Source organism: Streptomyces sp. NPDC093089, from assembly GCF_044754405.1.
Taxonomy (GTDB): Bacteria; Actinomycetota; Actinomycetes; order Streptomycetales; family Streptomycetaceae; genus Streptomyces.
Genome location: NZ_JBIVPA010000006.1, coordinates 40,729 through 54,805, shown reverse-complemented (window position 1 = coordinate 54,805; position 14,077 = coordinate 40,729). Strand labels below are relative to the sequence as shown.

Below are 14,077 nucleotides of genomic sequence, written 5' to 3'. Positions count from 1 at the left end.
TGCGGGCGGAACGGCGTCGCTCGAAAGGCCAGTCCTCGTCGACCATCGGCCGCTTGAGGTGCCCGCCGCCCGCGGCCCTCCGTTGCTGCTGCGCCCTCTGGGTCCCGACGATCCGATGGTGCCGCCGCCGTTTCCCGTACGGCAAGGGCCGAGAGGGGGCCGTCGGGGCCCGGACGGCCCTGGCCGGAGCACTCGGCGCGTGCTTTCCTGAAGGTGAGGAGAGGTCCTCCTGGAAAGACGCGGAGGAGCGGACTTTCGAGCCGCGCACCGCGCAATCAGGATCCGCGAGAAGCGGATGGGCCCCTCCTCCCGTCGTTCCCGCGTAGTGACGTCCGGGCGGACCACGGCCGGGACCGACCGGCCCTACCACGCCTCCCCCTCCCGTGTGAGCGTGGCAGCAAGGCATCCCACATCCCGAAAGGCGGTGGGGGCCATGGAGACGCCCCTCGTGGTCGGAGTCGACGGTTCCGACGCCAGCCTCACGGCGACCGACTGGGCTGCGGACGAAGCCGTCCGTCTGGGAGTCCCGTTGCGTATCGTGAACGCCTCGCGGTGGGAGTGGTACGAGGGCTCTGTGCCGGCCTGGAGCCTGAATCGCCCTTCCGGCCAGGTGCTCGCCGAGAACATCGCCGCCACTGCGGCCGAACGTGCCCGGCGTCGCGCCCCGGGCCTGAAGGTCACGACGGACGTCCTCGTCGAAGACGCGGCGAGCGCTCTGGTGAAAGAAGGACGCTCGGCCGCGGCGGTCGTCGTCGGATCCCGGGGCCGCAGTGAGCTCGCCGATCTCCTGCTCGGCTCCGTCGGACTCATCGTGGCGGCCCGCTCCCACGGTCCTGTCATCGTCGTGCGCGGCGATCGGCATGCCCTGGAAGCGCGCCACCGGAGAGTCCTGCTCGGTATCGGCGAGCACGACGTGGACTCGCCGGCCGTCCGCTTCGCCTTCCGTGAGGCCGCTTTCCGGCAGGTCGAACTCGACGTCGTCCACGCCTGGCGGCGCCCGGCCCACGAACCGGTCGATCATCCCTTGCTCACCGGGAGTGCCTCGCACTACGAGGAGCAGCAGGCGACCGTGCTCCTCGACAAGGCCGTGGAGGCCGCTGTCCGGGCCTGTCCGGAGGTGCGGCTGCGACGCACCACGGTCGAGGGCCCGGCGCACAAGACGCTCGTCGAGCGGTCGGTGGCGGCGGACCTGCTGGTCGTCGGAGCACGGCGCCGCGAGGGCCACGTCGGCATGGAGCTGGGCCGGGTCGCCCATCGGGCCCTCCACCACGCCGCCTGCCCGGTCGCCGTCGTCCCGCAGGGCCACGGCGCTTCGACCAGGGGTGAACGGTGATGGCCGGCGCCACCCCGCACGCTCGCGGCGACATCGGCCGCCGGGTCGCCGCCCGGCGTGAGGCTCTCGGCCTGACCAGGGAAGAGGTGGCCGAACGCGCCGGTTCGGCACCGAGCTACATCCAGTACGTGGAGGAGCGGTTGGCCACGCCTGGCATCGCCTTCATGACCCGCCTCGCCAACGCCCTGGAGTGCACCGTCCAGGACCTGACCGGGTATACGGCCGAACTACCGGACGGCGCCGGCCGAGCAGGACGCGATGCGCGGCTCGCCGAGCTGGACGAGCCGGAGTGCCGGCGCCTGCTCGGCACCCACGGCGTCGGGCGGATCGTCTTCACCACCGAGGACGGACCTGCGGCCTTCCCCGTCAACTACCAGATCGATCACGGGGAGGTCGTCTTCATGACGGCGCCGGGCGCGGCGGTGGTCCGTACGGACGGGAAGGAGATCGCCTTCGAGGCCGACCACGTGGACGAGGCCTTCAGCCAGGGCTGGAGCGTGCTCGTCGTGGGCCGGGTCCGCCGCGTCACCGAAGCGTTCGCCACCCGACGGCTGCAGAATGCGATGTACACCGGCCCGTGGGCGGGGGAGGGGCGGGACGTGGTCATGGCCCTGGCGCCGCGTCGTGTCACCGGCCGACGCATTGTCGTGGAGGGCGCTCCCGGAGTCGAGGGTCGTTCGGACGGCCCGGCGTAGACGGCCCGGCGAGGCGGCGCCGGGCGAGGCGGGGCGAGACGCCGGGGTGGGGAGGCCACGATGCCTGGAGGCGTCCGCCGTGCCCCGCAGCAACCGTTCGGTACGCCCGCCGGTTCGCGTACGAACGCGAGAGGGGGCGCGCTCGGCCATTCGTCTACGCGGACGAGGCGGAGCGGAAGCTCGCGCAGGACCGCGCCCCGTGCGGCCCCGACCGCCGCGGCGATGCTTTCCGGTGAGCCAGCCGTCAAGACCGACGCCGCCCTGGGGTGCCATGGCGGGCCTCCCTGCGGGGGTACTGACGCGTCCGGGGTTCTGCGTCCCGCAGGCCGGTCCGCGATCAGGGGGCTGACAGGGCTCGAAGGAACCGAAGGTCCCCTTCGCGGGCATGCCGGAGTGGTGCCGGCGTGGAAGGTGCCGCACCTGGGGGCGGGCGTATCCCCCGGTCCCGGGACGTACTGCCGAGGAGGAGCGATGAGCAGTGACTTTCCCGCCCACCCGGAGCTCGGCACCGTCGTCGTGGGGGTCGACGGCTCCCCGTCCGCTCGGACAGCCGCCCTGTGGGCCGCCGAGGAGGCGGCGCGGCGCGGCCAGTCCCTGTGCCTCGTGCACGCCGCCGACACCGACAGGCGCGCCCTGTTCGTCCGCGCGGAGACCCTTCAAGCGATACGGGCGGCGGGTCGCGACCTGCTCGACGAGACGGCCGCCGCAGTCCAGAAAGGTCACCCCGATCTGGCCGTGGTCAAGGAACTCAGCAAACTGGAGCCGGTGGCCGGACTCGCCTCCACCGCCGGCCGCCGGGGCACGATCGTGGTGGGAAACCGGGGCCTCGGCGGGTTCGCCGCGCTGATGCTCGGATCGGTCGGACTGGGTGTCGCCGCCCGAGCCACCGTTCCGGTGATCGTCGTGCGCGACCACGGCGACCGGCCGGAGACAGGTGTGGTGACCGCCGCCGTGCACGGTGCGTCCGACCTCAACTGGCTGCGCGTCGCGGCGGCCGAGGCCGAGGTACGCAAGGCCTCGCTGAGGCTTTTGAGCGTGTGGAACGTGTTCACCCATGTCGGCAGCGTCGCGACCATGCTCGACGACCTGGACGAGATCGCTCAGACGCGAGTCCGGGAAGTGAGGGAGATCGCGGATCAGGTCCGGCACTCCTCCCCGGACCTGTCCGTCAGCCACCACGTGGAGACGGGCACCAGCACCCCGGGCATCCTGGTCGACGCCAGCGCCCACACGGATCTCCTCGTCATGGGCAGCGAGCACCGTGCCCTGGGCGTGGCACCGGCCCTCGGACGGGTCACACACGTCGTTCTGCACCACGCCCACTGCCCCGTGCAGATCGTTCCGTCCGGCTTCACGTCCTGGGAACGCCGGGAGGAGCAGTGAACGAGATCGTGCATGGAGTCGATCGGCGCGATCCGTCGGTCCCCGCGCTCGTCTGGGCCGCCGACGAAGCCGTACGCCGCGGACTGCCGCTGCGCCTCGCCGTCGCCGTTCCCCGGTCCACGACCGGCTGCGTTACGACGTGGGCGGTCACCTGAGCGCACGCCGACTCCGGGCCGAGTCGGCACTCGCCGACGCCGAGGACCTGGTGCGCGAGCTGCGCCCCGGGCTGCCGACCCAGGCGGAACTCGCCGACGGGACCCCGGCGGCGGTCCTCACAGCCAGGACGCCCCACGCCGACCTGGCCGTGGTCGGCTCACGGCACCTCGGCAGGGCCGCTGAGGTCCTCAGCGAGGGCTCTGGGGGAGATCGTCGTCAGCGGCCAAGTCGACCCCGACGAGTACACGGCCTTCAAGCCGAGCCTCAAGGAGCCCGTGCTCGATCCGCTCGTCGACCTGCGGATCGGGGCCCAGCGACGCCAGGCCGTCTACGCCGAGGACGGTCCGACCCGGACTGTCGACACTCCCGACGCGGAACGCGGCGCGCGCGTCCTGGCCGAGTCGGCCGCCGTCGAGCAACACTACGACTGCCCCCATGGACCTCGAATGGGCCGAGGACTGCCTCACCGGCGAGCTCTGGATCGTCCAAGCCCGCCCCGAGACCGTGCAGTCCCGCCGCCGCGCCACCACCCTGTGCCGCTGCGCCTGATCGCCACCCCCGTGCCCAGCCCGCTCGTCGAGGGCATCGCCGTCGGCGAGGCGAGTTCGCTCACCAGACACCTCTGGGCATCGTGGCCATACGTGACGGTTATCCGCCACGGCGACGTCCTCGCCAGTGCGTCCAACGGTGCCGGCCCCGCCGTCGCCGCCCTCAGTCGTCGTACCGCAGCCGGTCGACGACACCCGCGACGCCGTCCACGCTGCCGCACAGCCGCATGACCACTGCCGGTGTCAGACCGCGGCGCGGCAGAACGCCGCTGAGGGTCACTATGCCGTCGGCGACCTCGACGTTCACGGCGGAGGGAGGCAGGCGCAGGGTGTGGGTGAGGACGTCCTCGACGATTTCCTCCTGGATCGCGCGATCGCGGCGCAGAAACAGCTGAACCACGTCACTGCGGCTCAGAACGCCCAGGACCGCTCCCTCTTCGTCCACGACCGGCAGCCGCTTGACGCCCTGCCGCTCCATGATCCGGACCGCGCGCACCACGCTCCACTCGGGCCGTGCCACCACGGCGGGGCTCGTCATGAGTTCCCCGGCGGTGCTTCCTCCACCGCCGTCCGCCTGGCGGCGGACGAGATCGCGTTCGGAGACCACGCCGAGCGGGTGGTTCGCCTCGTCGACGACGCACACGGCGGTGATATCGAACTCGTCGAGCAGCCGGGCGATCTCCTTCAGGGAGGTGTCGGGGCGGACGCTCACCGAGGTGGGGGTCATCAGATCGGCGACGCTGCGGTGCCTCATGAAGTGTCACTCCCGGTCGTTGTGGCGATGCGCCGCCTCACCTTGTCCGTCAGGGCCGCCAGACGCGGCGACACGGAGGCCACCGGTGCCAGCGGTTTGTCGATGCGGCGCGCCGCCTCCGGTACCTGTTCGAGGTCCTTCTCGCAATGGGAGCGCGCGGTGGCGAGGGAGGGGCGCGGCCCGATCCTGCGACCGTTTCGCATCACGGTCCGCAGCAGTGGCTCCGCGCCGGCAGGGACCGGCTCGTCGCGCAGTCCGACGACGTCCTGGAGGTCCGGTCGGCGGAAGACCTGCTTGGGCGCGGGAGCGGTGACCTTGTGGGACGACAGCTTCATGACCGGGCGTCCGTCGTACGCGACGAGCTTGTAGGCCGCGTCGAGGTACGGGGCGTCGGCGGAAACGCCCATCTTCGTGCCGACGGCGTACACGTCGATCGGCGCGCCGGACCGTACGAGGGCGTCGACCGCGTATTCGTCGAGGCCGCCGCTGGCGATGATCCGCACCCGCGGCAGTCCCGCCTCGTCGAGAATGGCGCGGGCGCGCCGGGCGAGCGTGCCGAGGTCGCCGCTGTCGAGGCGGATCGCGCATCCGTCCGCAGCGCCCAGCTCGTTCAGGACGCGCGCGGCGGTCCGGGTGCCGCGCTCGGTGTCGTAGGTGTCGACGAGCAGCGTGACGGGCCCGGGGTGTGCCCGGGCGAAGGCGCGGAAGGCGTCGAGCTCGTTCGGGAACGCCTCGACGTACGAGTGGGCCATCGTGCCGGACGCCGGGATTCCATAACGGATGGCTGCGGCCACGTTGCTCGTGCCCGCGAACCCCACCAGTGCTCCGAGGCGTGCCGAGGCCAGGCCGGCCTGCGGGCCGTGGCTGCGGCGCAGCGAGAAGTCGACCACCGGACGTCCCGAGGCCGCGAGCACGCAGCGCGCGGCCTTCGAGGCGACGGCGGTCTGGTGGCAGATCAGTGAGAGGAGATACGTCTCGACGAGCTGTGCCTGCGGCAGCGGTGCGGTCACCTCGAGGAGCGGCTCGTCGGCGAGGACGATCGTTCCCTCCGGTAGGGCCCGCACCTCGCCGTCGAAACGGAGCCCGACGAGCGGGTGCAGGTCCTGCTCCCGGCGGTGCAGCACTTCGGCGAAGTCCCTGACGTCCGCCGGGCCGACCGTGAAGCCCGAGAGGTAGTCGAGCGCGGGCTCCAGGCCGGCGGCGACGAGAAATCCCCGCCCCGGCGGGAGATCCCGTACGAAGAGGCTGAACGTGGCAGGTGATCGCATGCCCTCGCGGAGGTAGGAGAGGGCCATGGTGACCTCGTAGAGGTCCACAGTCGTCACGTTCGACACGCCACTCAGCTCCTGTCGTGTCCGTAAGTTGCGGGGCGGCACCGCACATCGACGGGGCCGTCCACCCCTGGCTCACTTCGTGCCGTTCTCGGGGTGTTCAAGGCGTGCCTCCTGGGGCTGACCCTCCGGCTCCGTCGACCGGAGGAGGGATTTCGCTCAGACGAAGTCGAGCACGTCTGCCACGGGTCTGCGGGGCGTGGCCTGGCCGGCGGGGCCGTATCCGATGCGGATGATCATGTGCACGTAGCCCACCGTCGAGCGCGGATCCCGCGTGACCGCCCGCAGCTCCGGCCACTCCAGTGGCTGGGAGATCACGGATGTGGCGAGGCCGTCCAAGGCGGCCTGGAGCAGTACGCGCTGCATGGCCTGGCCGGCCCGTAGCCAGTCCGCGGGCCGGTCGTCCTCGGTGCCGAGCAGGAGGATCTGCGGCCGCTCCTCGAACCGCGCCGACTCGCGGCCCGTGACGCGCCGTGGTGCGTCGAACTCCCGCACGGGGGCACTCGTCCCGTGTTTCCGTGGCCCGATGGCATAAGGCGGGATTCCTTCGGGCACCGAGCCGGGCCTGCCGGCCCCGGTGTGGACCCAGGAGGCGAGCTCGGCACGCAGACCCGTGTCCATGGCCTCGAACAGCTCGGAGTCGTGTACGAGGTCGAGCACGGTGTCGGTGTGCCAAGGGCCGGGTGTGAGCAGCCGGCTGCCTTCGAGCAGGGCAGCGGACCGCAGTGCGTCGAGAACCGCCTGCGGGACGCGTTCGTCGGTGTAAGGGAAGCGGCTGGTGCGGCGGCGGCGCAGCACCGGCTGAAGGACGGCGAGGGCGTCGTCCATGACGGGGTCGGTGGCCTTGTGGAGCGTCACCTCCGCGAGGAACAAGGGGCTGTCGGGGTCGGGCAAGTGCCGTACGGACGTCCCCCAGCCCCGCCAGGCCGCCCCCACCCGCATGTTGAGGACGGCGGCACCACACCCCAGGTGGAGGGCGCGGTGCTGAGGGTCGGCTTCTGGCAGCGTACGCGCGGGGTCGCCGTACACCTCGATGGTCTCGCCGTTCACCCGGTGGAGGAATCGCCACGGCTGGGCGTTCTGCAGGGAGGGGGCGGTCACCGAGTCCTCGACGAGCGAGGTCACCAGCGCCGCGTCGGGACGGTGGAGCGTCATGGCGGTTCGTCCTCTCCAGTGGTGGTTCGCTACGGAACCGGCGAGGTGGTCACCACCCCTCACCTTCCGCGCGGCTGCTGCCGCTGGAACAGGGCCGAACGGTCCTGGGCCGTGGCCGAACGGTGCCGGCGTTCCGGAGGGTGGCAGGTGCAGAGGTCTGAGGAACCTTGCCGAGCGCACGGCAATTCTTGGGCGGTGAGCTGCCGGTGTAGCCGAGAAAGCCGTCCGGCACCCGGCTGGACGGTAGGCGATGCCGCCACGGTGACTGTCTGCGTCAGAGGTGTGGCGCGTCGTGCTCGTGTGCCCCGGCGGCGATCACCGCGGCTTGCACGCGCCGCTCGACGCCCAGCTTGCCGAGGAGGCGTGAGATGTGGTTCTTGACCGTCTTTTCCGACAGGTGCAGACGCTTGGCGATCTCATGATTGGTCGGTCCCTCGCCGACCAGGTCGAGCACCGTGTGTTCGCGCTCCTCAGCACGGCCAGGTGTTCGTCCTCCGGCGGCTTCCCGGCCTGAGGGCCGCGCAGGGTGCTCATGAGGCGAGCCGTAGTGGCTGGATCCAACTTCGACGCGCCCGCGGCCACCGTCCGTATCGCCGCGACCAGGTCGGAGCCTTTGATCTGCTTGAGGACGTAGCCGGAGGCCCCCGCCATGATCGCGTCCAGCAGAGCCTCCTCGTCGTCGAACGAGGTCAGCATCAGACAGGCGAGTCCCGGTACCCGGCAACGCAGTTCGCGGCACACCGAGACACCGTTCCCGTCCGGCAGCCGTACGTCGAGAACGGCGACATCGGGTCGCAGTGCAGGCCCGCGGGCCAGTGCCTGCTCGGCCGACGAAGCCTCCCCGACCACCTCCATGTCCGGCTCGTCGTTGATCAGGTCACGCACGCCTCGGAGTACGACCTCGTGGTCGTCCACGAGGAAGACCCGGGCGGGTGGAGTGAGGACGCCGGCCATGCCGGACCCCAGTCGACGGACGGCGAGAAGCTGTGCCCCGATTGTCTCAGGAGCATCGGTCGCGCCCACGGCGGAAGCGGCCCGCTCGGCCGTCGTCGCCCGGCAGCAGTGGTCGGAGCGAGGGGCGCCACCAAGATGCCCCCTGATGCCCAGGTCATCGACCGTGTGGTGCGGCCCGCCCGTGCCGTCGGGCTGTGAACGAACCCGACGGGCGCGGGTGCGTTCGTCTTCGTCGGGGGCCACTCTTGGAGGGCGTCTGTCTCCGCTCACCGCGCGCGCACCGGATCTCCGTGAGCCCCGCGGCTCGACTCCGGGACAGCCGAGGGGCCATCCGATCGGCATGGCCGAGTGGCGTCGTTCCGCCACGGAAGGGAGGACCTCGTGATCATCAGTCACAGCGTGGACGGAGACACCCTCCGGGTCACGCTCCGTCGCGACCTGGACATCACCAACCGCGCTGCGGTCGCGCGTGCGCTCCAGGGCTTGGTCCAGGCGCACCGTCCCACGCAGGTGCTCGTGGACGTCCCGCTGACCGAGCCCTCACCCGCTACTCTGAGTGCCCTCGTCCGCACCCACCGTATGTGCAGGAATGTCGGCGTCGACTTCGTGCTCACCGGGCTCGGTGCCGACGCCCAGCGACTCCTGGACGCGAGCGTCTCGTGAGCGGCCGGCAGCCAGGGCGGCATGCACGGGCGGCGCTCGGGGAGGGGCCAAACGGGTTCCCACAGGGGCCGATCGGGCCCTCACGGTCTGTTCCCCGGCTCGTATCGTGAGATGCACGGGGCGAAGACCCCCTCTCCTCGCCCCGGTCTTCGGGTCGTCCACAGGCACGAGAGGTGTCCTGGGAAGGGGGAGAGAACCGTGGGAGCTCTGAGCACCCCTGTCGACCGGCCTCAGGGGCTCTACGACCGTGAGGCCGAGTGGGACAGGCTTGTCGCGTTCGTCGACGATCCGCGTCCCAGGCCCGCGATCGGTGTCGTCACCGGTCCACGAGGGCACGGCAAGTCGTTCCTTCTCAAGGCCCTGGCCCGTGCGACGGGCGGGTTCTACTTCAGCGGCCAGGAGGCCGCTCAGGCCGAGACCCTGCGCGCGCTCGCCCAGCAGTACGCGCGCCATGCCGATCTCGCACGGGCACCTCACTGGACGGGATGGAGGGACGCGCTGCTCACGCTGGCGGCCGCGGGGCCTGGCCCGACCGCGTTGGTCGTCATCGACGGATTCCCCGAGGTCGTGCGGCAGAGCCCAGGGCTCCCGGCCACGATCAACGAGGTGTGTCATCGGCTGGGTGACGGCCCAGACAGTTCCTCCCGGCTCCGGCTGCTGCTCTGCGGCAGTACGACACCGGTGATGAGCCGGCTGCTCAGTGCCTCCGCCAGGTGGGTGGACCAGGTCGTGGAGATGGCCCCCCTGGACTACCGGCAGGCACGAGAACTGTGGGCGATCGACGACCTCGCGCTCGCGCTGCGCGTACACGCCGTTGTCGGTGGCAGCGTGGCTTTCCGCTTCGACCCCGCAGGCGAACGACCCCCCGCCGGCTTCGCCGACTTCGACCGGTGGATACGCGAGTGCGTGCTCAGCCCGCGCCTGCCGCTGTTCTGGAAGGCCGGGCACATCCTCGACCGGGTACCGGACGGATGGGACATCGCCGCATGCCACTCCACCGTGGCCGCGCTCGCCGCCGGCCGCTCCACGCCCGGCGAGATCGCCGATTTCCTCGACCGGCCGGCGACGGATGTACCGCACATCCTGTCCCACCTCGAAGAGCGCGGCTTGGTACGCGGCGAACCCGACGCCTTCCAGCCGGGGCTGATCCACTACCGCATTGCCGAACCGCTGCTGGCCTTCGACCACGCCGTGATCCGCCCTCACCGCTCCGACCTCGTGGACGCGGGTGCCACGGAGATCGACGAGATCTGGCGGCAGGCCCGGTCCGTGTTCGAAAGAGACGTGGCGGGCCCGCATTTCGCTCAGATATGCCGGGAGTGGGCGGCCCGGTTCGCTGCGGCGGAGCTCTTCGGAGACGTGCCGGAATCCGCACTGTCGGGCTCCCTGCCCCATACCACCGGTGAGGCGGCGATCATGGACGTCGTGGTGCGCGGCCGATCAGGCCGCCGCCCCGGTCCGCTGCTGTCGATCGGCTTGGTCTCCTGGTCGCGTCCCATGGACACGCCCCACCTCGAACGGCTGCGCGACCATCGGGCGCACCTCGCCGCTCTCGGCGAGGACGCCGGCCAGACCCGCCTCGCCTGCTACGGAGCCGCGGGCTTCGGACCGGCGCTGAGGGACGCCGAGGCGAACGGGGAGGTGCTCCTCGTATCACCCGAGCAGGTGTACGGCGACGGACCGTGGCCGCGCACCGCGGAGGAAGGAGGACGTCCGTGACCGACAGGGCACAGCCGCCCTCCACACGGGAGACCGGGGCCAAGGTCCGGTCCGGCCGGCGGGGGATCCCGAGCGGCGAGCTTCCCACACGGAGCGTGGCGGCGTATGCCCCGGTGAAGACGATCAGAGCACGTCCCAAGCGACCGGTGCACACCGTTCGTGTGAGCGCCCTCTTCCTCTGACGACCCGGAACTACGCCGAAAGAAGCGGGCGACCGCCCATGACAGGGGGCTCGCCAAGGACAAGGACCCCCGCCACATGACAGCCGGCCACCTCGCCCAGGGCAAGCCGATCACCGTCGACGCGGACACCGACAGCGAGCAGGTGCTGCAGACCATGCGGGAGCACCGCATCCGCCGCGTCCCGGTGATCGACGACCACCGGCTCGTCGGCATGATCAGCGAGGCGGATCTCGCCAGGCACCTGGACGAGCAGCAGGTCGGGAAGTTCGTCGAGGCCGTCTGCGCCTGACAGGTCACGGCCCCCGACACTGTCGGCAGGGACGTGGCTGGTCCTCGGGGGAGCGAGGGATTCGGGGACCAGCCCCGACCGTGCGCCGCAGCCCGCAGCCCGCAGCCCGCAGCCCGCAGCCCGCAGCCCGCAGCCCGCAGCCCGCAGCCCGCAGCCCGCAGCCCGCAGCCCGCAGCCGGCCACCGGCTCCGGGCTGCGGCGGGTCGACTCGCGTCGCCGGTCCACGACATCAGGAGGATCTGCCGGTCGGTTTCCTCTGTGGCCGTCGAGCGTCGCCGGGGTGAGGCTTGACATGGGGGGGCTGAGCGGAGGAGCGCCGTGAGTGGTCTGGTGATCGTGGGAGCGGACGGTTCGGCGTCGAGCCTTGGCGCCGTCGAGGCGGCGGCCAGGGAGGCCCGGTGGCGAGATGCGGGGCTGCGGATCGTCCATGCCTTCCACTGGCCGGTGGCGCGTATGCCCTTGTGGCAGGCCCTGCCGATGCCGGCCGAGGGCGAGATCCGGAAGATGTCAGAGGGCCTGCTGGCTGAGGCGGTGGAACGGGCCAGGACGGTGGCGCCGTCGGTGGATGTCACCGATGCCGTGGTGGTCGGGGAGCCGGTGACGGTGCTGGAGGCACAGTCGCGTGCGGCGGAGCTGGTGGTCGTCGGGTCCCGGGGCATGGGAGGGTTCGTGGGACTGCTGGTGGGCTCCACGGCGGTGCACCTGGCAGCGCACGGCCGATGTCCCGTGCTCGTCGTGCGGGACCGGTCGGAGTCGACCGGGCCGATCGTGCTGGCGGTCGACGGCTCTCAGGCGGGTGCGGCAGCGGTGGATTTCGCGTTCGCGGAGGCCGCGCTGCGCGGTGTGGGCCTCGTGGCCCTGCACGCCTGGACCACGTGGAACGCCCCTATGCCCCCGCCGCAGGATCCAGTCGAACCGTACGCGAGCGGTCCGGGCATGCTCGCCCAGGCCGAGGAGCGTCTGCTCGCCGAGGCGCTCGCGGGTCACCGGGAGCGGTACCCGGACGTCCCGGTCGAGCTCCGGGTGACTCGCGGCGGCACTCGTGAGGCTCTGATCGAGGCAAGCGGCACCGCGCCACTCCTGGTCGTCGGCGCACGGGGACGCGGTGGTTTCGCGGGCCTGCTGCTGGGCTCGGTGAGCCAGGCGGTGCTGCACCACGCGCACTGCCCGGTCGCCGTGGTGCACCAGCCCGGTGCGCGCTGATCCAGTGGCTCGCTCCGGCGTCGGTCCGGACGACCCGCCCCCGGTCCAGGTCGCGGTTCGAGGCGACAGCTGGAGCGGGGGGTGGCGATTGGAAGCGAAGTGAGAGAGGAGGTCGCCGGATGTGACTTCGGGCCTTCCTCGCACGGTTCCGGCTTGTGGGCGCGCCCGGTGCGGCCGTCGTCGCCGTGCCCGCCGACCGGACGGTCGATCCCGCCGCGGAACTCGGTCCGGTGCTTTCCCGGTTCACGGGCGTCCAGGAGGAGGCGTCGGAGATCCGCGCCAGAGCCGGGGACGAGGCCGCGGCCCTCGTACGGGCGGCTGCCAGACGGGCCGCCGACCTCGTGGCCGGCGCCCAGGAACAGGCAGGTCGGGTGCGGGCGGAAGCCGTGGCTTCCGCGCTGGTCGCGGCCCGCCGCGAGGAGATCGCCCTTCTCGCGGCCGGCCGGAGCGCGGCGGAGCAGGTGCGCACGCGGGCCGGCGAGCGGATCCCCGGTCTCGCCGACCGCGTGGCCGAGTACGCTCTCGGCCGCCCAGACGGTTCAGGGAGCGACGCATGGGCGTCGGGTGGCTCGCCGGTGTGATCAGGGCCAGAGCTCTGACGTCCCAGCGACTGGGGCAGCCGCCGCCCAGGAGCTGGCCGCGAGCGCATCCCTCGCCCATGCCCTGCGCGGCCTTGCCGACTCGTCCTACCGAGAGGCCGCCGCCGCGGACTCCTCGCTCGCCGACGCGCAGCGCGGGGTCGCCTCGGCGCTGCTGTGGAATCTGCGGGTCCTCGCCGGGTGGCTGCCACCCGCTGGCGCGCGCCTGCTCGCCGCAGGCTTCGAGATCGCCAACGTCGAGGCACTCCTCAGATCCTTCTCCGGCGCGTCGCCCCCTCCGCAGGCCTACCGTCTCGGTGCGCTCGGCACGGCCTGGCGACGACTCGAGCGGGCCGATTCCGCAGACGCCGTCCGCCGGGTGCTCGCCGCCTCGCTCCGGGGCGATCCCGGTGCCGGAACCGCCTGGACCGTGTCCGTCGGCATGCGTATCGCCGCCGCCGCGCGGACCGCGGAGGTAGGGCCCGCCCGTACGTGGGCCGAGGGCAGGGTCGCCCTGTTGACGGCCCGCGAGATGTTCGTCCGTGGCCGCGTCCTGCCGACGCCGGTACGGCTCCGCGCCGCGGACGTCCTGGGAGACCAGGTTCTGAAGGCATCGGGATTCCGCGAATTCCGCGACCGGCTGCCCGCCGGAGCCCGATGGGCCGTGGAAGGCGTCGACGGCCGGGGGACCTGGGGCGGGCGGAGGCCCGCTGGTGGGCGGTCCTGGGGGGCCAGCACCATGATCCCGGGTGCCCACATCCCTAGGTTCTGTCTGACAAACGATCCTGGGTGGGTTCGCGGAGCCAGAGGATGAGTGCGGCGAGGTGGAGTCCGGCCTTGTAGCGGTCGGCGAGTTCGTCGAAGCGGGTGGCGATCGCGGAACTGCTTGAGGCGGTTGAAGCAGCGTTCGACCACGTTGCGTGCCTTGTAGAGCTCGCGGTCGAAGGCCGGCGGCCTGCCGCCGGCCTGACCGCGCCGCACCCGGTTGGCCTTCTGGTCAGCCCACCGCGGGACCGGCCGAGCGCCTCGCCAGCCGTCGCGCATCCCGGACCTTCCAGTTCGCCCCCTGCCGCCGCCCGGCCACGGGGCCGGGCGGCGGCGATACAGGCCCTGTCGGCCCTACCGTACGGCGGC

Annotated in this window: 14 protein-coding genes and 3 pseudogenes; 12 read left to right on the top strand and 5 right to left on the bottom strand. The window is 72.0% G+C overall.

What is annotated here, in order from left to right; translation table 11 throughout:
* Nucleotides 1-433: 433 nt before the first annotated feature.
* The 6 genes and pseudogenes from ACIQFX_RS15490 to ACIQFX_RS15465 all read left to right on the top strand — a co-directional run bounded on the left by ACIQFX_RS15490 (nucleotide 434) and on the right by ACIQFX_RS15465 (nucleotide 4,116).
* Nucleotides 434-1,333 (top strand): universal stress protein, encoded by a 900-nt coding sequence (locus ACIQFX_RS15490; protein ID WP_402463005.1) that lies wholly within the window; start codon nucleotides 434-436, stop codon nucleotides 1,331-1,333.
* A complete protein-coding gene (locus tag ACIQFX_RS15485) occupies nucleotides 1,333-2,028 on the top strand; it encodes a helix-turn-helix domain-containing protein (protein WP_402463003.1) in 696 nt (231 codons plus the stop codon). Before ACIQFX_RS15490 ends, ACIQFX_RS15485 begins: the two co-directional genes overlap by 1 nt.
* A gap of 471 nt (nucleotides 2,029-2,499) precedes the next feature.
* The gene (locus ACIQFX_RS15480; RefSeq protein WP_402463000.1) at nucleotides 2,500-3,411 is read left to right on the top strand and encodes a universal stress protein; all 912 of its coding nucleotides are present in this window, start codon (nucleotides 2,500-2,502) and stop codon (nucleotides 3,409-3,411) included.
* Nucleotides 3,408-3,566 (top strand): hypothetical protein, encoded by a 159-nt coding sequence (locus tag ACIQFX_RS15475; RefSeq protein WP_402462998.1) that lies wholly within the window; start codon nucleotides 3,408-3,410, stop codon nucleotides 3,564-3,566. The genes ACIQFX_RS15480 and ACIQFX_RS15475 overlap by 4 nt, the downstream gene beginning before the upstream one ends.
* A gap of 180 nt (nucleotides 3,567-3,746) precedes the next feature.
* Nucleotides 3,747-3,917, top strand: a pseudogene (locus tag ACIQFX_RS15470) (hypothetical protein); the annotation flags it as partial.
* Nucleotides 3,918-4,002: 85 nt separating this feature from the next.
* A complete protein-coding gene (locus tag ACIQFX_RS15465) occupies nucleotides 4,003-4,116 on the top strand; it encodes a PEP/pyruvate-binding domain-containing protein (RefSeq protein WP_402462995.1) in 114 nt (37 codons plus the stop codon).
* Between the two features lie 162 nt (nucleotides 4,117-4,278).
* Here ACIQFX_RS15465 and ACIQFX_RS15460 read toward each other — a convergent pair whose 3' ends face one another.
* The 4 genes and pseudogenes from ACIQFX_RS15460 to ACIQFX_RS15445 form a co-directional block, all read right to left on the bottom strand.
* Nucleotides 4,279-4,869 (bottom strand): CBS domain-containing protein, encoded by a 591-nt coding sequence (locus tag ACIQFX_RS15460; RefSeq protein ID WP_402462992.1) that lies wholly within the window; start codon nucleotides 4,867-4,869, stop codon nucleotides 4,279-4,281.
* Nucleotides 4,866-6,203, bottom strand: coding sequence for a nicotinate phosphoribosyltransferase (locus ACIQFX_RS15455; protein WP_402462989.1), 1,338 nt, complete (start codon nucleotides 6,201-6,203; stop codon nucleotides 4,866-4,868). Before ACIQFX_RS15455 ends, ACIQFX_RS15460 begins: the two co-directional genes overlap by 4 nt.
* A 156-nt stretch (nucleotides 6,204-6,359) precedes the next feature.
* Nucleotides 6,360-7,355, bottom strand: a complete 996-nt coding sequence (locus ACIQFX_RS15450; protein WP_402462986.1) for an Acg family FMN-binding oxidoreductase — start codon at nucleotides 7,353-7,355, stop codon at nucleotides 6,360-6,362.
* Between the two features lie 274 nt (nucleotides 7,356-7,629).
* A pseudogene (locus tag ACIQFX_RS15445) lies at nucleotides 7,630-8,309 on the bottom strand (response regulator).
* 381 nt (nucleotides 8,310-8,690) lie between these two features.
* Between ACIQFX_RS15445 and ACIQFX_RS15440 the strand changes: the two are divergent.
* From ACIQFX_RS15440 to ACIQFX_RS15415, 6 genes are all read left to right on the top strand, one after another.
* Nucleotides 8,691-8,972 (top strand): STAS domain-containing protein, encoded by a 282-nt coding sequence (locus tag ACIQFX_RS15440; protein WP_402462984.1) that lies wholly within the window; start codon nucleotides 8,691-8,693, stop codon nucleotides 8,970-8,972.
* 198 nt (nucleotides 8,973-9,170) lie between these two features.
* Nucleotides 9,171-10,691 carry an ATP-binding protein gene (locus ACIQFX_RS15435; protein ID WP_402462981.1) on the top strand — a complete coding sequence of 507 codons (1,521 nt, stop codon included), beginning with the start codon at nucleotides 9,171-9,173 and terminating at the stop codon, nucleotides 10,689-10,691.
* A 258-nt stretch (nucleotides 10,692-10,949) separates the two neighbouring features.
* Nucleotides 10,950-11,162 (top strand): CBS domain-containing protein, encoded by a 213-nt coding sequence (locus ACIQFX_RS15430; protein WP_402462979.1) that lies wholly within the window; start codon nucleotides 10,950-10,952, stop codon nucleotides 11,160-11,162.
* A gap of 318 nt (nucleotides 11,163-11,480) precedes the next feature.
* Nucleotides 11,481-12,365 (top strand): universal stress protein, encoded by an 885-nt coding sequence (locus ACIQFX_RS15425; RefSeq protein ID WP_402462976.1) that lies wholly within the window; start codon nucleotides 11,481-11,483, stop codon nucleotides 12,363-12,365.
* 155 nt (nucleotides 12,366-12,520) lie between these two features.
* Nucleotides 12,521-12,946 carry a hypothetical protein gene (locus ACIQFX_RS15420; protein WP_402462973.1) on the top strand — a complete coding sequence of 142 codons (426 nt, stop codon included), beginning with the start codon at nucleotides 12,521-12,523 and terminating at the stop codon, nucleotides 12,944-12,946.
* Nucleotides 12,930-13,757 carry a hypothetical protein gene (locus tag ACIQFX_RS15415; protein WP_402463862.1) on the top strand — a complete coding sequence of 276 codons (828 nt, stop codon included), beginning with the start codon at nucleotides 12,930-12,932 and terminating at the stop codon, nucleotides 13,755-13,757. Before ACIQFX_RS15420 ends, ACIQFX_RS15415 begins: the two co-directional genes overlap by 17 nt.
* Here the strand turns inward: ACIQFX_RS15415 and ACIQFX_RS15410 are convergent.
* Nucleotides 13,705-13,972: pseudogene (locus ACIQFX_RS15410) on the bottom strand (IS5/IS1182 family transposase); the annotation flags it as partial. The gene ACIQFX_RS15415 and the pseudogene ACIQFX_RS15410 overlap by 53 nt on opposite strands.
* Nucleotides 13,973-14,077: the final 105 nt, after the last annotated feature.